Origin of the sequence: Thioalkalivibrio thiocyanoxidans ARh2, from assembly GCF_000385215.1 — a bacterium.
Taxonomy (GTDB): Bacteria; Pseudomonadota; Gammaproteobacteria; order Ectothiorhodospirales; family Ectothiorhodospiraceae; genus Thioalkalivibrio; species Thioalkalivibrio thiocyanoxidans.
In genome coordinates this window covers 52,555-73,893 of record NZ_ARQK01000051.1, presented here as the reverse complement: position 1 = coordinate 73,893, position 21,339 = coordinate 52,555, and the positions used below count along the sequence as shown (strand labels likewise).

The window sequence follows — 21,339 nt, the reverse complement described above, 5'->3', positions numbered from 1 at the left end:
CCATGTCCGGTGACCACCCGATCCTGCCCCGCCCCAGCCTGCGCTTTGTCGCGGTCTGGCGGCGCAACCTGCTGGTCTGGCGCAAGCTGCTGGTGCCGTCGATGCTCGGCAACTTCGGCGAGCCCATCCTCTACCTGCTGGCCTTTGGCTACGGCTTCGGCCGCCTGGTGGGCGATCTCGACGGCATGAGCTACATGGTATTCATCGCCTCCGGGATCATCTGCTCTTCGGCAATGTTCACCGCCAGCTTCGAGGGCATGTATTCCGCCTACACGCGCATGGCCGAGCAGAACACCTGGCTCGGGATGCTGGCGACACCGCTGACGCTGGACGACATCGTGTTCGCCGAGGCGATATGGGCCGCGAGCAAGGGCCTGATCAGTGCCACCACCATCCTCGTCGTCGCCTCCGTTCTGGGGCTGGTGAGCGACGCCCGCGCCCTGCTCGCCCTGCCGGTGATCTTCCTCGCCTCATTCACCTTCGGCGCGCTGGCGCTCGTGATCACCGCGCTGGCACGCAGCTACGACTTCTTCCTGTACTACTTCACCCTCGCGGTGACTCCGATGCTCCTGCTCTCCGGGGTGTTCTTCCCGCTACAGGAGCTGCCCGACTGGGTGCAGACCCTGGCGCTGGCCCTGCCGCTGGCGCACGTGGTCGAGATCGTGCGCCCGCTGATGACCGGCAGTTGGCCGACCAGCGTCTGGCCGCACCTGGCGGTAATCGTGGGCTACGGCGCGGCGGCCATCATCCTGGCGACCGCGCTGATCCGGCGCCGCCTGCTGCGCTGACCGCAACGGCGGCTGTGGCAAGATAGGCGCCCGCCCGAGGAAGACAGCGCATGGCCACCCCCGAGATCGATCCCGACAAACCGCAGGAATACCGCGCCACAGTCGCCCGCGGGCTCGGCCCCCTGCTGGCCGAGGAACTGGGCACCCTCGGCGCCACCGACGTGCGCGAGGAAGGCGGCGCGGTGCACTTTTCGGCCGATCTCGAGACGCTGTACCGGGTACTGCTGGGCAGCCGCATCGCCAGCCGTATCCTGCTGCCACTGGCGCGCTTCGAGCAGCCGGACGGCGACGGCTGCTACACCGCCGCCCGCGCGATCGACTGGCCCGCGCTCCTGGACCCCGGCGCCACCTTTGCAGTCGAGGTTGGCGGCAAGAGCCGCCACATCCGCCATACCCACTTCGCCGGGGTACGCATCAAGGACGCGGTGGCCGACGCCTTCCGCGAGGCGACCGGCGCCCGCCCGGACGTGGACCCGAAACACCCGGACGTGCGCATCCTGCTGCAGCTGCAGGGCGATCACGCCCGGCTGTCCGTGGATATCGGCAACGGCGGCCTGCACCGGCGCGGGTATCGCGGCGCTGGCGGGGCCGCCCCGCTGCGCGAGAACCTCGCCGCCGCCCTGCTCGCCCGCGCCGGCTGGCCGACACGCGTCGAGGACGTCCCGGAACAGGCGCAGCTGCTGGACCCGTTCTGCGGCAGCGGCACCCTGGTGATCGAGGCGGCCCTGATCGCGACGCACACCGCCCCCGGGCTGCTGCGCCAGGACTTCCGCCCGCAGGGCTGGGCCGGGCACGACGCCGCCCTGTGGCAGCGCTGTGTGGACACAGCCCGGGCGGCGGTTCGCCCCTGGCAAGGCCCGACGCTGCTGGGGTCGGATCGCGACCCGCGCGCGGTGCAGGCCGCACGCCAGGCGGCCCGCACGGCCGGGGTCGCCGCCTGCACCCGCTTCGAGGTTGCCGACGTACTGACCCTGACACCCCCCGCACCGAATGGGCTCCTGATCAGCAACCCGCCCTACGGCGAGCGCATCGGCGACCAGCCCGAACTGATCAAGCTCTACAGCCTGCTGGGCGAACACCTGAAACAGGTCTTTGGCGGCTGGCAGGTGGCCCTGCTGGTCGCGGACACCACCGACTCCCGCCGCCTCGGGCTGCGCGCCACGCGCAAGTACCGCGTACACAACGGCCCGATCGACTGCCAGCTCCTGGAGTTCGACATCCATGCCCGCGAGGGACAGGCCGAGGCGGCACCCCCGGCACCCGAGTTCGCCAACCGCCTGCGCAAGAACCTGAAGCACCTGGATCGCTGGGCGCGGCGCCAGGGCGTGACCTGCTACCGCATCTACAGCGCGGACCTGGACGAATACCCCCTGCTGATCGACCGCTACCAGGCCACCGACGGCTCCGTGCACCTGCACCTGCAGGAGTTCGCCGCCCCGGCGTCGGTCGAACCCGCGCGCGCCGAGGCACGCTTGCGCGGGGCGCTGGCCGCGACCTTGGAGGTCACCGGCGTCGATCCCGCTCATCTGCACTACAAACAGCGGCGCGCTCAGAAGGGTCGCTCGCAGTACCAGCGCGCCGAGACCGCACAAGCCGCCCCCTTCTGGGTCGAGGAACACGGCTGCCGGCTCAAGGTGGAGCTGGATGCCTACCTGGACAGCGGCCTGTTCCTGGACCACCGCCCGATGCGGCGCCGCCTGCAGGAAGAATGCAGGGGACTGCGGTTGCTGAACCTGTTCTGCTACACCGCCGCGGTCAGTGCCCATGCCGCCGTGGGGGGTGCCCGCCAGACCGTCTCGGTGGACCTGTCCAATACCTACCTCGACTGGGCCGCCGACAACCTCGCGGCCAACGGCTTCGAGGCCACGGTGCGCGACGGGCGCAGTCGGCGTCGGCCGGATACCCACGCCCTGCTGCGCGCCGACTGCATCACCTGGGTGCGGGAGGCCGCTGAAGACCCGGCGCTGCGCTTCGAGCGAATCTTCCTCGATCCCCCGACCTTCTCGAACTCGAAACGCACCGAGGCCGACTTCGAAGTGCAACGCGACCATGTCGAACTGATCCGCGATGCCGCGCGCCTGCTGACCGAGGACGGGATCCTGTACTTCTCGACCAATCGCCGCCGCTTCGAACTCGACACCGAGTCCCTCGCGGGCCTGGAAGTCCGCGAGATCACTCGCGAGACGCTGGACGAGGACTTCCGCCGCCCACCTCCGCCCCATCGCTGCTGGTCCATCTCGCACACGCCGATCTGAGGCCGCAAGGCACCAGGACGCACATCGCGCCCGGAAGGAGCCACCAGTCAGTCCAAAAATCGGGCCACGGATTGCAGCGCGGCGAACAGCCCAAGACATAAAAAAGGCGCCCCGAGGGGCGCCTGGAAGTACTGCTTCTGACCGCGAAGCGGTCCTGTACGGCCTAATCACCGTAACCGTAGTTCTCCACCAGGAAGTCCACGATGTCGTCACGCTGCTCGTCGGTGAGCCAGGTCATGCCGTAGTCTTCCATGTCGTCCATGACCCAGTTCCAGTCATCGCGCGACAGGTTCTGGTTGGTCGCCTGACGGATACCGTGGCAGGCCGCACAGGTTTGTTCGAACAATTCCTTGGTCGCCGAGACCTCGTCGGCCTTCTCTTCCTGGGCTTGTTGTTCTTCCTCGGAGATCGCCTCCTCGGAAACAACGGGCGAAGCCAGGGCCGCGAACGCCAACCCCAGTAGCGACAGCATTACAAAACGCTTCATGCGTACTCCGTTCTACTCAAAAGAAACCCGGGGCAATGATGCCCCGGGCATGGAGGTTTGTCACGCGGCGACCGTAACCGGGATCTTGTGGACGATGTTGCCGTCGTAGCCACGCGGGTTCCACGGCTGGACGATGGGCTGGGTATTGCCCTTGTCGTCCACGGCCCGGGCCCAGATCTCGTAGTAGCCGCGGTTCTCGAAGGACAGCTCCTTCTCGAAGTGCACCCAGGCGTACTTGTTGACCGGGTCGCCCTTGAGATCGGCCTTTTCCCAGTTGAGACCAAAGTCGGTGGAGATCCAGACTTCCGCGACCTCGTCCTCGCCCGCCCAGGCATGGCCGGTAACCTTGACGGTCTCGCCGCGCTCCAGACCGGTGTCCTTCTTCGGACCGGTAATCACGGACTTGATCAGCCACGGGCCACCGACCTTCATGTCCTCTTCCGGCGGGCGCTCGCCCGGGGCCACCGGGTACTTCGGCATGCGGTAGGAATAACCGGTCATGCCACGACCGTCGTGTTCCTGATCGCGCAGGGTGATCTTGTTCAGCCACTTGTGCGAACAGGAGCCGTACCAGCCCGGCACCACCAGACGCACCGGGAAGCCGTGGGTCGCGGGGATGTCCTCGCCGTTCATCGCATAGGCGACGATGGTGTGCTCTTCCATCGCCTTGTCGATCGGCACGCCGCGGGAGAACGGGCCGCGGTCGCCGAGGATCGGCTCGTAGCCCTCGTGCGCGGTGTACACGGCGCTGTCCTTCACACCGGCCCGCTCAAGGATGTCCTTCAGCGGCACGCCGGTCCACTTGGCGTTGCCCACCGCACCGCGGTTCCAGGGGTTGCCGCGAGGCTGCGGATCGAAGTTGGCGCGGCCGTTGCCGCCACACTCGATGTGCAGGACCAGGTCCTTGCTGTCCATGCTCTTCAGGTCATCGAGGCCGATCTCGAGCTCGTCGTGCACCTCGCCGTCGATTTTCAGCGACCAGCCATTCGGGTCGCGATCCAGTGCCTGCTGCGGGATCAGGTCGTTGTTGCGGATGAAATGACGGCTGGCCGGGGTAACCTCGTCTTCCAGCAGATGCGGCGGGGTCTCGACGTTCAGCGGGCGATCGTTATGGACGATCAGGCCGTCCTCCTTACTGGCGTCCGACATCGCGGACTTCGCCTGCTCGTCCTCGAGGCCGTTCGCCTCGTCGGCCCAGGCGGCCGGGATCAGGCCACGCCCGAACAGGCCGCGCATCGCGGCGTCGGTGCCGGCACCAAAGCCGAACAGCGTCAGGGCAGCGCCACCCACGCCCATGCGACCCATGAAACGACGCCGGGAGACGGCTTCGTCAAAGATCTCGAGGGTCTGGGGGTCCGCCCCGGCGTCTTCCGTTACGCCTCGCAGGCGATCCCAGAATTGGTTTTCTTGTTTCCTGGTCATATGCTCCTCCATCACACGGATCCTTGCGGTCAAGATCCCCTCAACAAGGCCTTGTCGACTCAGGGATCCCTGAATCATTTAGATCAGGTTCAAATCAATTTCAAAGTTTTTCCAAGGAATTTTGGAAGGAGTTTTCTGGTCTGGTAAAAGCCAGCATGCAAAACAAACACTTGCAATTTATAAGGATAAAATGATGAAAGCGTGGTTTCTGTTCGCCCTGTTCCTGACCCCGGCCTTCGCCCTGGCCGACAGCATCGAGATTCGCGACATCGAAGAAGGAGAAGGACCGGAACTGGTCCGGCACGACTCCGCCAAGGTGCATTATGTCGGGCGACTCGAAGAAGACGGCTCCGAGTTCGACTCCAGCCGGGACGGCCAGCCCCTGTCCGTAACGATCGGCTCCGGCCAGACGATCCCCGGCTTCGAGCAGGCAGTGAAGGGCATGCGCGAGGGCGGGAAGCGTGAGGCCATCATTCCGCCGGAACTGGCCTACGGCGAACGCGGCGCCGGCAATATCATCCCGCCGAATGCCACCCTGCGTTTCGAGATCGAGGTCGTCGAGGTCGAGCGCGCCCCGTTCACCGGCCTGGACAACGAGGGCCTGGCCGAGAAGCTGGACGACGGGGTGACCATCGTCGACATCCGCCGCCCGGACGAATGGGCCGAGACCGGCGTGGTGGAGGGCAGCCATCGCATCACCGCGTTCGAGGAAGACGGCAGCCTCAATCCCGAGTTCGGCAGCCAGTTCACCGCGCTGGTCGACTCCGACGACGAGGTCATCCTGATCTGCCGCGTGGGCAACCGCACCAGCGCGCTCGCCCAGGCCCTGGCGGAGGGGCTCGACTACGACAAGATCTACAACGTGACCGACGGGATCATGGAATGGCTGGACGACGATCGTGTCGTACGCCATGACTGCCCCGATCACGAGGAGACCGCTCAATGCTGATAACGGCGCCGGAACGACGCCCGCTCAAACCCTCATCCGCATCTCGCACCGCCGCCAGCCCTCTCTACGGGCTGGCGCTCGGTTTGCTGATCGGCCCCGGGATGTCCGTCCCCCTGCTGGCGGACGAGTCCGAACCGGCGCTCCCCCTGCCCGAACCCGTGTCCACCGAGCACTCGCTGGAGCTGCAGGACGGCAGCACGCTCGACTACCAGGCCACGGTCGGCTATGTCCCGCTGGGCAAGTCGATGGACGAACCCGATGCCCGCGTGTTTACCGTCAGCTACACGGTGGACAGCGATGAGGACCGTCCGGTCACCTTCATGGTCAACGGCGGCCCCGGCGCGGCCTCGGCCTACCTGAACGTGGGCGGCCTGGGCCCGCGGGTGCTGGAGACCGATGACCAGGGTCTGGCCACCTCCACCCCGCCCCGGCTGGTCGACAATCCCAAGACCTGGCTGGCGTTTACCGATCTGGTCTTCGTCGACCCGGTCGGGACCGGCTTCTCGCGCGTGATGGGTGGCGAAGCCGATCAGTACTTCTCCCGCGACGGCGACCTGGCCGCAATGGAGGAGACACTCGAGCGCTGGCTCGACGAACACGGCCGGCGCGGCGACGCGGTGTACCTGGCGGGCGAAAGCTATGGGGGCTACCGCGCCGCGGCGCTGCCGGCACGCATCGCCAAGGGCTCCGGCATCAGCCTGAGCGGCACGGTGCTGATCTCGCCCGCACTGGATTACGGCATGCTGGAACACGGCACCGCGCGCCCGATCGGCTGGGCGCTGAGCCTGCCGGCGATCACCGCCGCCGCGAAGGCGCAGGGTCGGCTGGGCGACGACCCGCCCAGCCTGGAAGAGGCCGAGGCCTTCGCCCTGGGCGACTACCTGCAGGGCCTGATCCACCCCGGGCAGATCGACGACGACTGGATCGACCAGGTCGCCCGCTTCACGGGGCTGTCGCGCGACCGCCTGAAGGCCACGCGCGGGCGCATCACGCTGGACATGACCCAGCGCGGCCTGCTGATGGACGAAGGCCGGCTGGTCAGCCTGTACGACGGCGGCATCGACAACCTCGACCCGGTGCCCACGCACCTGCAACCGCAAGCGGACGCCATCCTGGATGGCCTGACCGCCCCGCTGTCCACCGCGATGCTGGATCACCTGCGCAACACCCTGGACTGGGAACACGGGCACCAGTACCGCCTGCTCAGCCGCGACGTGTTTCGCGCCTGGGACTGGGAGGCCAGCGGCCGCGAGGGGCACTTCACTGCAATGGACGAGCTGGCCACTGCCCTGTCGCTCAACCGCGACTTCCGGATCTTCAGCGTGCATGGCGAGGCGGATCTGATCACGCCCTACTTCACCACCGAGTGGCTGCTGGGCCAGATCGCGTTCGCCGCCGGCGACGAGGCCGACTCGCGCATCATCCCGCGCGCCTACCCGGGCGGGCACATGCTGTACATGCGGGCGGACACCAACGAGGCCCTGTTCGACGACGCCGCGGCGTTCTATCAGGGCGAACTGCGCGCCGACGACTGAACCGAAACCAATCGCGTGGCGGGCCCGCTGCCCGGGTCCGCCCGCCAACCTGGCCAACACCGCATGACCACCCACCACGACATCCCCACCCACCTGGTTACCGGCTTTCTGGGGGTGGGCAAGACGACCACCATCCGCCAGCTGCTCGCACTGCGCCCCGAGGGCGAGCACTGGGCCGTGCTGGTCAACGAGTTCGGCGAGATCGGGGTGGACGGCGGCCTGCTCGCGGATACCGGCGTCGCGCTGGAGGAGATCCCCGGGGGCTGCCTTTGCTGCGTCTCCGCGCAGATGTTCACCGTCGGCCTGAACCGCCTGATCCGCTCGCGGCACCCGGACCGCATCCTGATCGAGCCCACCGGGCTCGGGCACCCGGCCGAGATCATCCGCACCCTCACCCAGCCCCCCTACGACGGCGTGCTGGACCTGCGCGCGACGATCACGGTCATGGACGCCCGCCACTTGTCCTCGCCCCGCCACCGCGAACACCCGAACTGGAACGACCAGATCGCACTGGCCGATGTACTGCTGGCCAACAAGGCCGACCTCTACAGCGAGGCGGACCGCGAGGCCCTGCAGGCGTTTGTCGCCGCCGTACCGCCGCCACGCCCGCTGGTGGTCGAGACGACCCAGGGGCGTGTGGAATCGGCGTGGCTGGACCGCCCCCGGCTGGAACGCGGCGGGGCCCTGTTCCCGGAGGCCCGGGCCTTTCTGTCCGCCGGTGGCCAGCACGATCATGCCCACGATCACGACCATGGGCACGATCATGCGCCACACGAGCACGGGGACGAGCCCGTGACCATTGACACCCGCGGCGATGGCTATCTGGGCCGCAGCTGGCTGCTACCCGAAGGACAGGCATTCGACCACGCGGCGCTGGAGGCACTGGTGAGCGGCTTCACCGGAGAACGCCTCAAGGGTCTTGTGCTGACCGATCAGGGCTGGCAGCGCGTCAACCGCGTGGACGGCGAGGGAGGGCTTGAGACCATGAAAGCGCCCCCCGCCGGGACCCGTCCCCGCATCGAGGCCATCCTGCCGGAGACCGACGCCCAGGCGCTGGACACGCTCGACCACGCCCTGCAACAGGCTCGCACCGACCCTCGGCACACCACGCAATAAGCCTCGGGGATGGCCTGGGCAAACGATGCGATTCGCTACGCTCATCGCATCCTTCGCGCGCCTCCAGGATAACCGTAGGATGCAATGAGCCCCGCGAATTGCATCAAACCCACGCCGAACCACTACCCCAGCCAGCCCGGATCGACGAAGAACAGCACCGTGGTGCCGGCCCCCACCAGCGTGACCAGATGCCGGTACCGCGGTTCGGGCAGCACCCCCAGCAGCCCAATCCCGACCCGGGCGCCGAGAATGGCCCCGGCCCCGACGGCCAGCAGCCCGGTCGCAACCACCTGCCCACCCACGACAAAGACCACGACGGCAATCAGCGTCAGCACCGTGGAGAGCAGGTTCTTGAGGGCATTGGCCTGTGCCAGGTCGGCCATCCCCTGGCCCCGCAGGATCGCCAGCAGCAGGATGCCGACCCCGCCGTTGAAATAGCCACCGTAGACGCAGCCAAGCCCCGCGCCCGCCACCCGGGCCAGTGCCGGGTGGGCCGCATGGGCCGCATGGGCCGCGCGACGCTGCAGCCACGGACCCAGCGCGAACAGCAGGGTCGCCAGCAACAGCAGCCAGGGGATGAAGGCCCGAAAACGCGCATCCCCCGTCAGCAGGAGCAGGGCCGCACCCAGCGCCCCGCCCAGCACACCCACGACCAGGAACAGCACCAGCAGGCGCATGCCCAGCGCCCGCCAGAGGGTGCGCAGGCGCCGGTGATCGACGAGCAGGCTGGCCGCGTACCCGGGCAGCAATGCGGCGGTCCCAGTGGCATTGGCCGCCACCGGCGGGACACCCACGGCCATCAGGGCCGGGAGGGTGAGAAAGCTGCCGCCCCCGGCCAGGGCATTCAGCGCACCGGCGAAGAACCCGGCCGCAAGCAGCCATGCGGCAACGCCGGAGAAGGCGAACTCCACGGGGCGTCAGATCACGCGGCGGTCACTGAACTCGGCGCGATAGAACCACTCGTTGCCCGGCAGCGAGTTGGGGTTGGGAAACACGATGAAGCCGTCGGCCGGGGCCTTCACCTCGGTCCCGTCCGCGCGAACACCGATCACATCACCCTCGTGCAGGGGGTCGAAGCTCTTCCACTCGCGCACGAACCGGTCATCGGGGTGGTCGCGGTCGATCACCTCGACCAGGCGCAGGACCTCCGGGTCGTCCTGCCCGGGCGTGGCCGGGGCCTCGATCATGCCGAGGTGGGCCAGGGTATTGAGGATCGCGTTGTAGGCCACCACCGGGGCCTGGGGGTCGTCGTGCTGGCCGCATTCCAGCGTCACGCCGTAGCCGCCCTGCGAACGCATGTACTCGGTGGTGCCGATGCCGTAGCTGGGGTCGGTGGACAGCATCTGCGCGCGGTGACTGGCGTTCGGGTTCTTCATGCGCCGGGCGACCCCGCGCGCGTAGGTGTCCAGCCAGCCCTCGACCATGCGCCGCGGGCCCAGGCAGGCGGCCAGGGCCTCTTCCTCGCGGGCACGGGCGAAGCCCTCCAGTGCGCCCTCGTTGTTTCGCGGGCCGAGCATGATGAACGGCTGGCCGCCGGTATGAAACGAGTGCAGATCCAGCAGGACGTCGTGCGCCGCCAGCAGCGGGCACAGTACGTTGGCAATGCGGTCCTCGAAGTCCTGCGGGTCCTCGGTCACGCGAAAGTTGCGGTTCAGGTTGCGCTCGCCCATGCGCTGCCCGAGCTGGAAGGCCAGCGGATTCGTGCGCGGGACCAGCGTCAGCGTCCCGCACTGCAGGCGGCGCTCGCCGCCCTCCAGTTCGTCATGCAGCCGTTCGGCCGCCTGCGTGCCGCAGGTCTCGTTGCCATGCACCGCGCCCAGCACGATCAGCCGCGGCCCCGGGGTCAGGCCGTGGAAGGTCAGAGAACGCATGGCGGTGGGATGCGGCTGGGACGACATAACGACAGCTCCGGCGAACGGGGAATCAGCCCGCCATTGTACGCACGCAACCCGCGAGCGCGACTACGCACCTGAACGCTGTCCTGTCAGCTCGCGCATTACCCGGATACGGGAAACGCAAACCTGCCTCTGGACAGGCCCCGAACAGGTACTTGCCTGCCATGTTTGTCTGCTCATGGCGGGCGCGGGATGGTACCCTTGGCGCTGGTTTCCGCTATGCCGGCGTACATGTTCAAGACACTCGAAAAAGCCTCGCGCAACACCCGCCAGCCAGCCGCCGAGGTGCTGGAAAAACTCAAGCTGAACCCGGACGGCCTGATCCCCGCGATCGCCCAGCAGTTCGACAGCGGCGAGGTCCTGATGATGGCCTGGATGAACCGCGAGGCGCTGGACGAGACCCTACGCACCGGGCGCGTGTGCTACTACTCGCGCTCGCGCCAGGCGCTGTGGCGCAAGGGCGAACAGTCGGGCCAGGTTCAGCAGCTGCAATCCCTGCACCTGGACTGCGACGGCGACACCATCCTGCTGAAGGTCGACCAGACCGGCCCCGCCTGCCACACCGGCCGGCGCAGCTGCTTCTACGTGCGGGTCGACAGCGACGAAGCCGTGATCACCAGCGACCCGGAGATCGCCCCCGAGACCCTGTACGGCCAAAAGGACGACCCGCAATGAGCACCACCCCCGGCCGCGAGCTGATCCTGCACAACACGCTCGGCGGGCGCGACGAGCCCTTTCGTCCGCAGGACCCCGGGCGCGTCACGCTCTACGTCTGCGGCCCCACCGTGTACAACCGGGTGCATGTGGGCAATGGCCGCCCGGTGGTGGTGTTCGACGTGCTGTTTCGGGTACTGCGCGAGCTGTACGGCCCCGAACATGTGATCTACGCGCGCAACATCACCGACGTCGACGACAAGATCAACAAGGCCGCGGCGGAGAACGGCGAACCGATCGCCGCGCTGACCGAGCGCTTCACCCGCGCCTTCCACGAAGACATCGCCGAACTGGGTACGCTTGAGCCGACTATCGAGCCGCGCGCCACCGATCACATCCAGCCGATGGTCGAGCTGATCGAGCGCCTGATCGAGCGCGGCCATGCCTACCCGGCCGAGGGGCACGTGCTGTTCGACGTCACCTCCTACCCGGACTATGGCGCGCTGTCCGGGCGCACGCTGGAAGACATGCAGGCCGGCGCCCGGGTCGAGGTCGCCAGCTACAAGCGCCACCCCGGCGACTTCGTGCTGTGGAAGCCGGCCGCCGAAGGCGAACCGGGCTGGGACAGCCCCTGGGGCTATGGCCGCCCCGGCTGGCACCTCGAATGCACCGCGATGATCCGCAGCCACCTGGGCGCAATGATCGATATCCACGGCGGGGGGCACGATCTCGTGTTCCCCCACCACGAAAACGAGATCGCCCAGGGCTGCGCGGCGGAGGGCTGTGCCGACCACGGCACGCACTACGCCCGCTACTGGGTGCACAACGGGCACGTGACCATCGATGGCGAGAAGATGTCCAAGTCACTGGGCAACTTCCAGCTGCTGCATGACCTCCTGCAGGCCTATCCGGGCGAGGTCCTGCGCATGGCGCTGCTGTCCCGCCACTACCGCGCGCCGCTGAACTTCTCCGAGGACACGCTGAACCAGTCGCGCAATGCCCTGAACGGGCTCTACCGCGTGCTGCGCGACCACGCCGACATCGAACCGGCACCCGTGCACGCCGCCGAGACCCCGGTGTTCACCGCCCTGCTGGACGACCTGAACACCCCCGGCGGCATCACGGCCCTGCACCGCCTGGCCGATGCCCTGGCCGCGGCCGGCGACCCGGCCGAACGCGCCCGTCTGAAAGGCGAGCTGCTGGCGGGCGCCGGCCTGCTGGGGCTGTTGCAGCAGGACCCGACAGCCTGGTTCCAGGGGGATAGCGAGGACCACGAACTCGCCGCCTGGGTAGAGGAACGCATCGCTGCGCGGCAGGCCGCGCGCAAGAACCGTGACTTCGCCACCGCCGACGCCATCCGCGACGAGCTCACCGCCCGCGGGATCGAACTCGAGGACACGCCGGAGGGGACACGCTGGCAGCGCAGTGGGAGCGTCGCCTGAACATGGCCCGCCGCCTCATCCGGCGACTCCTGCTGAGCCTGGCCCTGCTGATCCCGGGCCTCGCGCTGGCACACCCCCACGCCTGGATCGACCTGCGCGTGGGGCTGGTGTTCGACGACAACGGCCAGCTGGAGCGCATGCAGCAGGCCTGGCTGATCGATCCGACCTACAGCCACATGCTGCTGGAGGAGATGACCCGGGACCTGGAAGGCGATCTCGGTATCGACGAGGCGCTGGATCGGGTCGCCGAGCGCATGCTGGAAAACCTGGCCGCCTACAACTACTTCACCGAGCTGCGCCACGACGACGCGGAGATCGCGGTACCCCGGGCGGAAAACGCCCGGCTCTCGCTGGAGGACCGGCGGCTTTATCTGCGCTTCGACCTGCCGCTGGCCAAGCACGCCCTCGACGATGCCAACGGCTTCACCTATCGCGTGTTCGACCCGACCTACTGGATCGAGGTCCTGCATGACGCGGACGACGTAGTGCATATCGAGAATCGCCAGGGCTGCGAGGTCCGGATCGAAGAGCCACGCCCGGACCCGCAACTGATGCGCTATGCCGCTACCCTGGAACGCCAGGACCGCAGCCCGGTCGACAATCTCGGACGCCACTTTGCCGAGACCGCCACCCTGCAATGCCGGAACACCTCGGACTAGGTGAAGCACTGATCGATGTGCACGCTCGCACAGGATTCGAACGAAAAACCGGTCGCTGCACCCGCAGGACAGCGTTATAGTGTAACGATATGATCGTCACCCCCGCCCATCGACTGAACGGCCTCACGGCCCCCCTGGTCCTCCTGACCCTGGGGTTCTTCCTGTTGCTGGGCGCTTTCAGCGCCCAGGCCGGCGAATCGGCCCATCCGCTGGGCGGCGGCGCACCCGCGGGCGAGACCGAGGAACGCCCGTCCCCGCCGGATGCCGCCACCGGACCCGTGCCCGAACCACTGGCAGACCCCCCCGGCGCGCTCGAGCGCGTCACCGCCTGGATGCTGCAGACCCAGCGCCAGCTGCATCGCGACCTCACCCAGGGACTGCACGCCCTGCGCGACGCCCCCACCGCCCAGACAGCCGGTGCCCTGATCCTGATCAGCCTGCTGTACGGCGTGTTCCACGCGGCCGGCCCGGGCCATGGCAAGGCCGTGATCAGCGCCTATCTGCTGACCCAGCCCCAGAACCTGAAGCGCGGCATCCTGCTCTCCACCGTCTCGGCACTGGCCCAGGGGGTCACGGCCATCGTGCTGGTCGGGGTGCTGATCGGCCTGCTCGGCTGGCTGGCGCGCGATACGCTGGGCCAGGTGCGCACGCTGGAGATCGCCAGCTTCGCGCTGGTCGCCCTGCTGGGCATCTGGCTGATGCTGCGCGCCCTGCGCCATGCCTGGCGCCTGCACAAGGCCCATGCCCGAGCGCGCGCGGAGGCCCGGCACGAGCACGCAGACCATCATCACGGCGACCACCATCATACCCATGACGACCACTGCGGCTGTGGCACGCCGCATCATGTCGACCCGAACCACAGCGGGACCTGGTGGGGCACGGTCGCGGCCGTGGGCATCCGCCCCTGTTCCGGTGCGGTGCTGATCATGGCGGTATCGGCGGCCCTGGGCCTGGCCTGGGCTGGCGTGCTGGCCGTACTGGCGATGTCCCTGGGGACCGCGGCGACGGTGTCCGTTCTGGCCACGCTGGCCGTCTCCGCACGCGACTGGACCCGGCGCTGGCTGGGGCCGACCCGCGTCGGCCGTCTGACCTACGTGGGCCCGGCCTTCGGGCTCGCCGGTGGCGGCATCATCGCGCTCATTGGCATCAGCCTGGTGATCGGGGCCGTGGCCTACCGGCCCGCCGCCCACCCGCTGGGGCTTTAGGGAAACACAAGTGCTTCCCTAAAGCCCCAGGTTGCCGCGCAGGACCGGGTCCTCTAACGTCCCGGACATACTCCAAGCTGCGAGACGCGCCGATGCCCGACTCCGCGATCCGTCCCGACCAGGCCCCAACCCTCCCCTCGCTGTTCCGTGTCCGCGTCGAGCAGACGCCGGATGCCCCTGCCTACCGCCAGTACGACAGCCAAAGCGGAGAATGGCAGCAGACCTCCTGGCGCGAGATGGGCGCAATGGTGGATCGCTGGCAGGCCGCACTGGCCGCGGAAGGCCTTAAGCCCGGCGAACGCGTGGCGCTGATGCTCGGCAACTCACGCGAGTGGGTCGCGTTCGACCAGGCGGCGATGGGCCTGGGCCTGGTCCCGGTCCCGCTGTACACCGACGATCGCCCGGACAACATCGCCTACATCATCGGACAGACCCAGGCACGCATCCTGCTGCTGGGCGAGAGCGCCCACAGCCGCCGGTTGTCCGAGCACTTCGGGAACATGCCGTCGCTGCGGCGCATCGTGAACATTGGCGGCCAGGACACAGAGCCGGACGACGACCGTGTGATCGAACTGGAAGACTGGCTCGCGCAGCACGAAGGCACCGAGTGCCACCACCCGGACCTCGACCCGGAGGCCATGGCCACGATCGTCTATACCTCCGGCACCACCGGGCGCCCCAAGGGCGTGATCCTCTCGCACCGCAACATCCTGGAAAACGCCTGGGCCTCCTCGCAGACCGGGCCGTTGTCCCCCGCCGACCGGTTCCTGTCGTTCCTGCCGCTGTCGCACATGCTGGAGCGCACCGCCGGGCTCTACATGCCCATGCTGATCGGTGCCGAGGTCGCCTTCGCCCGCTCAATCCAGGGGCTGGGGGAGGACCTGGTCACCGTACGCCCGACGGTACTGATCTCGGTACCGCGCATCTACGAACGCGTGCACGGCCGCATCCAGGCCGGCCTGAAGCAGAAATCGGGCCTCGGCCGCGCCCTGTTCAAGGCAACCGTCAACATCGGCTGGAAGCGCTTCGAGCACCAGCAGGGCCGGGGCGGCTGGTCTCCCGGCTTCCTGCTCTGGCCCCTGCTGGAGCGCATCGTCGCGCGCAAGGTGCTGGACCGCCTGGGTGGCGAGCTGCGCTTCGCGGTCTGCGGCGGCGCCCCCCTCCCGCCACCGATCGCCCAGTTCTTTATCGGCCTGGGCCTGCCGGTCCTGCACGGCTACGGGATGACCGAGGCCAGTCCGGTGGTCACGGTGAACACCCCGGACAACAACCTGCCCGCCTCGATCGGCAAGCCGCTGCCCGGGGTGGAGGTCAGGATCGGCGAGATGGACGAACTGCTCACCCGCAGCCCCTGCGTGATGCTCGGCTACTGGAAGAACGAGGAGGCCACCCGCGAGACCATCGACGAGGACGGCTGGCTGCACAGTGGCGACCAGGCCCGTATCGATGACAGCGGGCATGTCTTCATCACCGGTCGCATCAAGGACATCCTCGTGCTGACCAACGGCGAGAAGGTCCCGCCGGCCGACATGGAGATGGCGATCGCGCTGGATGCGCTGTTCGACCAGGTGATGATCGTCGGCGACAATCGCTCCTTCCTGACCGCGCTGGTCGTGCCGGAGCCGGAGGCCTGGGCCTCGTTCGCCCGAGACCACGACCTCGACGCCGAGGCCGAGGGCCGGCTGCCGCGCAAGGCCGAACGCGCCCTGCTGCAGCGCATCCAGTACCAGCTACGCGACTTCCCCGGCTACGCCAAGATCCGCCATGTGCATGTAACGCACGAGGCCTGGTCCGTGGAAAACGGCATGCTGACCCCGACCATGAAGCTCAAGCGCCCGGTGATCGTCGAGCACTACAGCGAGGCCATCGAGGCGATGTACGCCGGCCACGACGGGCGCTGAGATCCGTGTCGGTCCCCAGTCAGTTGCGGGCCGTCCCCAAGTGGCGAGCCAGCACCGATACCAGGGGTTTCATGAAGTACTGCCCATCGGGGACCACCGTCGGGTGCACCCCCTGGGTGCGCAGCTCGTCGGCCACCACCGGGCCGATCGCGGCGATGACGGTGCGGCCGAGCGCTGCCAGCAGCGCATCCTGATGCCCCGAGTCACGGGCGACACGCAGCAGGCGCCGGACCTGGGCCTGGCTGGTGAAGGCGATCGCATCCACCTCCCCCGCGATCAGGGCCTCGATCAGCCCGGTCACGCGCCCGGTCTCGGCGGCATCCGCATAGCGGTAGGGCCAGACCGGAAAGACCTCGGCACCCGCCTGCTCCAGGAACCCGAGCAGGCGGCGGTTGGGTTCCGCGCCGTAGAGCTGCACCCCGATACGCTGCCCGGCCAGATCCTGTCCGGAAAGGGTCTCGATGATGCCCTCGGTCGTCGGTGCCGCCGCGACCGCATCCGGCCGCACGCCGAAGGGCCTCATCGCCCGCCCGGGCTTGGGGCCGCGCACCAGGGTCGGCGTCCGCGCCACGGCCGCCAGCCAGGCGTCCTCGCGTCCGGCACGCCGGGCAAAGCCGGTCAGGCGGGTGAAGCCCTCGCCGGTCAGGAAGATCAGGCGGTCGAACGGCGCCTCGATGGCCTTGTCCAGCCAGGTCTCGATCGCCGTACGGTCGGGGCTGTCGTGGATCGCGATCAGGGGGCAGCGCCAGACCTCGGCCCCGCGCCGCTCCAGCAGGCCGGCGAAGACCTCCAGCGCCCGGCTCTCCGGCAGAGCCACGCGGCGACCCGCGAGGCCACTGGCCGCCACCTCCGGCAGGACGGATGCGGCCGTCACGCCGCGCTCGCTGCCGCGGCCCGCGCCCCTGCCCCCGACATCGGCATCGGCTGCGGAAACACTGTCGTGGTCCCGGAATCCGGCTGGAACCAGGCCAGACGTGCGTGGCAGGCCGCCACCTCGCCGATCACGATCAAACTGGGCGAACCCACCTGCTCACGCTCGGCACGTGCGGCCAGCGTATCCAGCGTGCCGTTGACCACGCGCTGGCGGGCGGTGGTGCCGTTCTCGATGATCGCCGCCGGAGTCTGCCCGGCGCGGCCGGCACCCTTCAGCCCCCGGCAGATCTCGCCCACCCCCTTGCGGCCCATGTAGAACACCAGGGTCTCGCGGGTACTGGTCAGCTGCGACCAGTCCACATCCAGCCGCCCTTCGCGGGTATGGCCGGTGATGAACCGCACCGACTGGGCATGGTCGCGGTGGGTCAGCGGTATGCCCGCATAGGCCGCGCAGCCGCTGGCCGCGGTAATGCCGGGGACGACCTGGTAGGCCACGCGGTCGCGCGCCAGCACGTCCAGCTCCTCGCCGCCACGGCCGAACACGAACGGGTCGCCGCCCTTCAGCCGCGCCACGCGCTTGCCCTCGCGCGCCAGCCGGGAGAGCAGTGCGCTGATCTCCTCCTGCGGCACGCAGTGGTGGTCGCGTTCCTTGCCGACATAGAAGCGTTCGGCCTCGCGCCGCGCCAGGTTCACCACCTCGGAGGACACCAGCCGGTCGTAGACGACCACATCCGCCTGCTGCAGCAGGCGCAGCGCGCGAAAGGTCAGCAGGTCGGGATCGCCCGGCCCGGCGCCGATCAGGTAGACCTCGCCCGGCGTGCTGGTTGCGGCATCCGCCAGTTCCTGTTCCAGGCGCGCCTCGGCCGCGTCCATGCGCCCGGCCAGGGCGAGCTCGGTGGCCGGCCCGGCAAAGGCCCGCTCCCAGAAGGCGCGGCGGGCATTCACGTGCTCGAAACGGGCACGCACCCGGTCGCGCAGCCGCCCGGCGAGATCGGCCAGCCGGCCATAGCCGGCCGGGATCAGGCTCTCGATCTTCGCGCGCAGCAGGCGCACCAGCACCGGGGCCCGGCCACCGGAGCCGATCGCGATGGTCAGCGGCCCGCGCTCCACGATCGCCGGCAGGATAAAGCTGCAGAGCTCGGGCTGGTCGGCCACGTTCACCGGGATCGAGCGCGCAACGCAATCCTCCGAAACCTGGCGGTTCACCGCCGCATCGTCGGTGGCAGCGATCACGACCGCCACACGATCCAGGCATTCGGTGTCATAGATACCCGGATCGCGGCTGATCGACCCCGGTTGCTCGCGCAGCAGGCGCTCGGCGGCCTCGCTGTACGTCGGGGCCCGCAGGCGCACCCGCGCCCCGGCCTCCAGCAGCAGCGCCGCCTTGCGCGTGGCCACCGGCCCGGCCCCGACGACCAGGGCCTCGCGGCCGTGCAACTGCATATAAATCGGCAGGTGTTCCATGCTTATCCCTCCCGCGCCACGGGGTCCGTGGGCGCCTCGGCTTCCTCGTTCAACAAGGTCTGGATCTCGGGTCGGCAGGAGCCACAGTTGGTCCCGGCCTCGAGGGCCGCACCCACGGCCTCGCAGCTGGCCAGCCCCTGCTCGCGGATCGCGGTGCGGATGCGCGTCTCGTCCACGCCGAAGCAGGCGCAGACCATGCGCCCGCGCGCGGCCTGGCCGTTCGGCGGTCGCCCGGTCAGCAACGCCATGCGCTCGGTATCGCTGATCGTCTCGGCCGCGAACAGGCCGGCCAGCCACTCGCGCTCGGGCAGGCCCCGGTCGGGGCCCGCGAACAGCATGCAGGCGAGCCGGCCCTCGTGGATCCGAGCGGCGCGGTAGCGCCCCCCGGCGGGGTCGGCGAACTCGAGCCATTCACCCGGCCCGTCCAGGCGTTCGCGCCACGCATCCATCGTGGGCGGTGCGCCCCGCCCGGCCAGTTCGGTGCGCAGGTGCCGGGGACCGCGGGCGGTGACCGCGTAGTCCGCCTCCGGCGCGGCGATCGGCTCGCGGCTCAGCACGAAGCCGTGCCAGTCCAGCGCCGCCGGGCGCACGGCCACGGCCGTGTGCTTGAACGCCGGCTGCCCGGAGACCGGGTCGACATGCGCGGGCACCAGCGCATCGACCCGGGCAAGCCGCGCGATCGGCCGGCTCCAGTGCATGGGCACGAACACGCTGCCCGGGCGCTGCTCGCGGCTCACCTGCACCCGTGCCAGCAAGCGACCGTGGCGACTGGTCACCTCGGCGAGGTCGCCGGCCTGCACCCGGAACAGCCCGGCATCCACCGGATGGATCTCGACGAACGGCTCCGGCTGATGCGCGCTCAGGCGCGGGGTGCGTGCGGTGCGGGTCATGCTGTGCCACTGGTCGCGGATGCGGCCGGTGTTCAGGCGCAGCGGATAGTCGGCATCGACCGGGTCGGTCGGGGCCTGCGGGGTCACGGCCGCGAGCCGCGCCCGGCCATTGGCGGTAAAGAAACGGCCATCGGCATAGAGGTGCTCGGCGCCCGTCCGGCTCCCCGCCGGCAGCGGCCACTGCACCGGCTCCAGGGCGTCGTACTCGGCGTCGGACAGCCCGGCCAGCGCGCCGATGTCGAAGTCGCGCGTGCCGTCGTTCTCGAAAGCGGACAGCGCCGCATGTTCGCGGAAGATCTCGGCGGGGCGGGCATAGGGAAAGGCTGCGGCGAACCCCAGCCGCTGCGCGACCCGGGCCAACGCCCACCAGTCGTGCCGGGCCTCGCCCGGGGGCGCGCGGAACGGGCGCTGGCGCGAGATGCGGCGCTCGGAGTTGGTCACCGTGCCGTCCTTCTCGCCCCAGGTGGTCGCTGGCAGCAGCACATCGGCCACCCGCATGGTCTCGGTCTCGCGCACGCAGTCGGAGACCACGACCAGCGGGCATTCGGCCAGGGCCTGCTCGAAGCGCGCGGCCTCGGGCAGGCTGAACAGCGGATTGGTGCCGATGATCCAGATCGCCTTCACCTGCCCCGACTCGACCGCGCGAAACAGGTCCAGCGCCTTCAGCCCCGGCTGGCGGGCGAGGTTCGGTGTGCCCCAGAAACGGCCGACCCGATCCAGGGCCGCGTCGTCGAAGCCCATATGGGCGGCCAGCTGGCTGGCCAACCCGCCGACCTCGCGCCCGCCCATCGCGTTCGGCTGGCCGGTCAGCGAGAACGGGCCCATGCCCGGGCGCCCGATGCGACCGGTGGCCAGGTGCACGTTGAGGATCGTCCCGGCCTTGTCCACGCCGCTGTCGGACTGGTTGATGCCCTGGCAGAAGGCCGTCACGGTGCGTTCGGTACGGGCAAACCACCGGAAGAACGTCGCCACCGCCTCCGGCTCCAGCTCGCAGGCCTCGGCGGTCGCGGCGATCGACGGGCTGGAGGCCCGCGCGGCCGCCAGGGCATCGGCAAATCCGTCGACGTGGCGCTCCAGGAAGCCGGGGTCCAGCGCATCCTCCCGGCGCAGGTGGTCCAGCAGGCCGTTGAACAGCCAGGCATCCGTGCCCGGCGCCAGCGGCAGGTGCAGGTCGGCCGCCTGGGCGGTGGCCGTGCGCCGCGGGTCGATCACCACCAGCTTCATCTCCGGGCGCGCCGCGCGGGCGGCCTGCAGGCGCTGGAACAGAACCGGGTGGGCCCAGGCCATGTTGGAGCCCGTGACCACGACCAGATCGGCCTGCTCGAGGTCGGTATAGCTTCCCGGCACGCCATCCTCGCCGAAGGCGCGGGTATGGGCGGCCACGGCCGTGGACATGCAGAGCCGGGAGTTGGTGTCGATATTGGCCGAGCCGACGAAGCCCTTCATCAGCTTGTTGGCCACATAGTAGTCCTCGGTCAGGATCTGCCCGGAGACGTACAGGGCGACCGCATCCGGCCCGTGCGCCGCGATGGTCTCGCGAAAGCCGTCCGCGACATGATCCAGCGCGGTCTCCCAGTCGACACGCCGCCCGCCGACCTTTGGGTGCAGCAGCCGGCCCTCGTCGTCGAGGGTCTCGGCCAGCGCCGCGCCCTTGGAGCACAGGCGCCCGGCATTGGCGGGATGGGCGGGGTCGCCGCGCACCGCGACCGGAAACTCGCCGCCCGGCGTCGCGGTCACCTCCACGCCGCAGCCCACCCCGCAATAGGGGCAGGTGGTGCGGGTCACCGGCTCGGCCGTGGCCATC

General features: G+C 69.2%; 17 protein-coding genes. 10 read left to right on the top strand and 7 right to left on the bottom strand.

Annotated features, from left to right (window positions below):
• Positions 1–2: 2 nt before the first annotated feature.
• Both G372_RS0107715 and rlmKL read left to right on the top strand, forming a co-directional pair.
• Positions 3–788 carry an ABC transporter permease gene (locus tag G372_RS0107715; RefSeq protein ID WP_026340318.1) on the top strand — a complete coding sequence of 262 codons (786 nt, stop codon included), beginning with the start codon at positions 3–5 and terminating at the stop codon, positions 786–788.
• Positions 789–838: 50 nt separating this feature from the next.
• On the top strand, positions 839–3,043 hold the full coding sequence (gene rlmKL, locus G372_RS0107710; protein ID WP_019623598.1) for a bifunctional 23S rRNA (guanine(2069)-N(7))-methyltransferase RlmK/23S rRNA (guanine(2445)-N(2))-methyltransferase RlmL: 2,205 nt from the start codon (positions 839–841) through the stop codon (positions 3,041–3,043).
• A gap of 163 nt (positions 3,044–3,206) precedes the next feature.
• Here rlmKL and G372_RS0107705 read toward each other — a convergent pair whose 3' ends face one another.
• Positions 3,207–3,530: a c-type cytochrome gene (locus tag G372_RS0107705; protein WP_019623599.1), complete on the bottom strand. Its 324-nt coding sequence runs from the start codon at positions 3,528–3,530 to the stop codon at positions 3,207–3,209.
• 60 nt (positions 3,531–3,590) lie between these two features.
• Positions 3,591–4,952: a sulfite oxidase gene (locus G372_RS0107700; RefSeq protein WP_026279073.1), complete on the bottom strand. Its 1,362-nt coding sequence runs from the start codon at positions 4,950–4,952 to the stop codon at positions 3,591–3,593.
• A 193-nt stretch (positions 4,953–5,145) separates the two neighbouring features.
• Between G372_RS0107700 and G372_RS0107695 the strand changes: the two genes are divergently transcribed.
• The 3 genes from G372_RS0107695 to G372_RS0107685 all read left to right on the top strand — a co-directional run bounded on the left by G372_RS0107695 (position 5,146) and on the right by G372_RS0107685 (position 8,552).
• A complete protein-coding gene (locus G372_RS0107695) occupies positions 5,146–5,901 on the top strand; it encodes an FKBP-type peptidyl-prolyl cis-trans isomerase (protein WP_018864947.1) in 756 nt (251 codons plus the stop codon).
• Positions 5,895–7,436, top strand: coding sequence for a S10 family peptidase (locus tag G372_RS0107690; RefSeq protein ID WP_019623600.1), 1,542 nt, complete (start codon positions 5,895–5,897; stop codon positions 7,434–7,436). Before G372_RS0107695 ends, G372_RS0107690 begins: the two co-directional genes overlap by 7 nt.
• Positions 7,437–7,499: 63 nt before the next feature.
• Positions 7,500–8,552, top strand: coding sequence for a CobW family GTP-binding protein (locus G372_RS0107685; RefSeq protein WP_019623601.1), 1,053 nt, complete (start codon positions 7,500–7,502; stop codon positions 8,550–8,552).
• Between the two features lie 122 nt (positions 8,553–8,674).
• Here G372_RS0107685 and G372_RS0107680 read toward each other — a convergent pair whose 3' ends face one another.
• Together G372_RS0107680 and G372_RS0107675 are read right to left on the bottom strand one after the other, a co-directional pair.
• Positions 8,675–9,463 carry a sulfite exporter TauE/SafE family protein gene (locus G372_RS0107680; protein WP_019623602.1) on the bottom strand — a complete coding sequence of 263 codons (789 nt, stop codon included), beginning with the start codon at positions 9,461–9,463 and terminating at the stop codon, positions 8,675–8,677.
• A gap of 6 nt (positions 9,464–9,469) precedes the next feature.
• Positions 9,470–10,450: a M14 family metallopeptidase gene (locus G372_RS0107675; protein WP_019623603.1), complete on the bottom strand. Its 981-nt coding sequence runs from the start codon at positions 10,448–10,450 to the stop codon at positions 9,470–9,472.
• 228 nt (positions 10,451–10,678) lie between these two features.
• On the opposite strand from G372_RS0107675, the gene hisI reads away from it, so the two are divergent.
• From hisI to G372_RS0107650, 5 genes are all read left to right on the top strand, one after another.
• Positions 10,679–11,122 carry a phosphoribosyl-AMP cyclohydrolase gene (hisI, locus tag G372_RS0107670; protein WP_038070432.1) on the top strand — a complete coding sequence of 148 codons (444 nt, stop codon included), beginning with the start codon at positions 10,679–10,681 and terminating at the stop codon, positions 11,120–11,122.
• Entirely contained in the window at positions 11,119–12,543 is a 1,425-nt protein-coding gene (gene cysS / locus G372_RS0107665) for a cysteine--tRNA ligase (protein WP_019623605.1), read from the top strand. The genes hisI and cysS overlap by 4 nt, the downstream gene beginning before the upstream one ends.
• A gap of 2 nt (positions 12,544–12,545) precedes the next feature.
• On the top strand, positions 12,546–13,202 hold the full coding sequence (locus G372_RS0107660; protein ID WP_019623606.1) for a DUF1007 family protein: 657 nt from the start codon (positions 12,546–12,548) through the stop codon (positions 13,200–13,202).
• A gap of 89 nt (positions 13,203–13,291) precedes the next feature.
• A complete protein-coding gene (locus G372_RS0107655) occupies positions 13,292–14,407 on the top strand; it encodes a nickel/cobalt transporter (RefSeq protein WP_018864939.1) in 1,116 nt (371 codons plus the stop codon).
• A 92-nt stretch (positions 14,408–14,499) separates the two neighbouring features.
• The gene (locus G372_RS0107650; RefSeq protein WP_019623607.1) at positions 14,500–16,308 is read left to right on the top strand and encodes an AMP-dependent synthetase/ligase; all 1,809 of its coding nucleotides are present in this window, start codon (positions 14,500–14,502) and stop codon (positions 16,306–16,308) included.
• Between the two features lie 19 nt (positions 16,309–16,327).
• On the opposite strand, the gene G372_RS0107645 is transcribed toward G372_RS0107650, so the two are convergent.
• Genes G372_RS0107645 through G372_RS0107635 form a run of 3 tightly spaced genes read right to left on the bottom strand, consistent with a single transcriptional unit; the run spans position 16,328 to position 21,338 of the window.
• Positions 16,328–17,182 (bottom strand): uroporphyrinogen-III synthase, encoded by an 855-nt coding sequence (locus tag G372_RS0107645; protein ID WP_019623608.1) that lies wholly within the window; start codon positions 17,180–17,182, stop codon positions 16,328–16,330.
• Positions 17,179–18,645 carry a siroheme synthase CysG gene (cysG, locus tag G372_RS0107640; RefSeq protein ID WP_019623609.1) on the bottom strand — a complete coding sequence of 489 codons (1,467 nt, stop codon included), beginning with the start codon at positions 18,643–18,645 and terminating at the stop codon, positions 17,179–17,181. Before cysG ends, G372_RS0107645 begins: the two co-directional genes overlap by 4 nt.
• A 2-nt stretch (positions 18,646–18,647) precedes the next feature.
• Positions 18,648–21,338 (bottom strand): nitrate reductase, encoded by a 2,691-nt coding sequence (locus G372_RS0107635; protein WP_019623610.1) that lies wholly within the window; start codon positions 21,336–21,338, stop codon positions 18,648–18,650.
• Position 21,339: the final 1 nt, after the last annotated feature.

Excerpts from the sequence above, each read along its gene's own strand:
- G372_RS0107705 (WP_019623599.1), bottom strand. The coding sequence starts at position 3,530 with ATGAAGCGTTTTGTAATGCTGTCGCTACTGGGGTTGGCGTTCGCGGCC.
- G372_RS0107700 (WP_026279073.1), bottom strand. The coding sequence starts at position 4,952 with ATGACCAGGAAACAAGAAAACCAATTCTGGGATCGCCTGCGAGGCGTA.
- G372_RS0107715 (WP_026340318.1), top strand. The coding sequence starts at position 3 with ATGTCCGGTGACCACCCGATCCTGCCCCGCCCCAGCCTGCGCTTTGTC.
- G372_RS0107655 (WP_018864939.1), top strand. The coding sequence starts at position 13,292 with ATGATCGTCACCCCCGCCCATCGACTGAACGGCCTCACGGCCCCCCTG.
- G372_RS0107650 (WP_019623607.1), top strand. The coding sequence starts at position 14,500 with ATGCCCGACTCCGCGATCCGTCCCGACCAGGCCCCAACCCTCCCCTCG.
- rlmKL (WP_019623598.1), top strand. The coding sequence starts at position 839 with ATGGCCACCCCCGAGATCGATCCCGACAAACCGCAGGAATACCGCGCC.
- cysS (WP_019623605.1), top strand. The coding sequence starts at position 11,119 with ATGAGCACCACCCCCGGCCGCGAGCTGATCCTGCACAACACGCTCGGC.
- G372_RS0107695 (WP_018864947.1), top strand. The coding sequence starts at position 5,146 with ATGAAAGCGTGGTTTCTGTTCGCCCTGTTCCTGACCCCGGCCTTCGCC.
- G372_RS0107675 (WP_019623603.1), bottom strand. The coding sequence starts at position 10,450 with ATGTCGTCCCAGCCGCATCCCACCGCCATGCGTTCTCTGACCTTCCAC.
- G372_RS0107685 (WP_019623601.1), top strand. The coding sequence starts at position 7,500 with ATGACCACCCACCACGACATCCCCACCCACCTGGTTACCGGCTTTCTG.
- hisI (WP_038070432.1), top strand. The coding sequence starts at position 10,679 with ATGTTCAAGACACTCGAAAAAGCCTCGCGCAACACCCGCCAGCCAGCC.
- G372_RS0107690 (WP_019623600.1), top strand. The coding sequence starts at position 5,895 with ATGCTGATAACGGCGCCGGAACGACGCCCGCTCAAACCCTCATCCGCA.
- G372_RS0107660 (WP_019623606.1), top strand. The coding sequence starts at position 12,546 with ATGGCCCGCCGCCTCATCCGGCGACTCCTGCTGAGCCTGGCCCTGCTG.
- G372_RS0107635 (WP_019623610.1), bottom strand. The coding sequence starts at position 21,338 with ATGGCCACGGCCGAGCCGGTGACCCGCACCACCTGCCCCTATTGCGGG.
- cysG (WP_019623609.1), bottom strand. The coding sequence starts at position 18,645 with ATGGAACACCTGCCGATTTATATGCAGTTGCACGGCCGCGAGGCCCTG.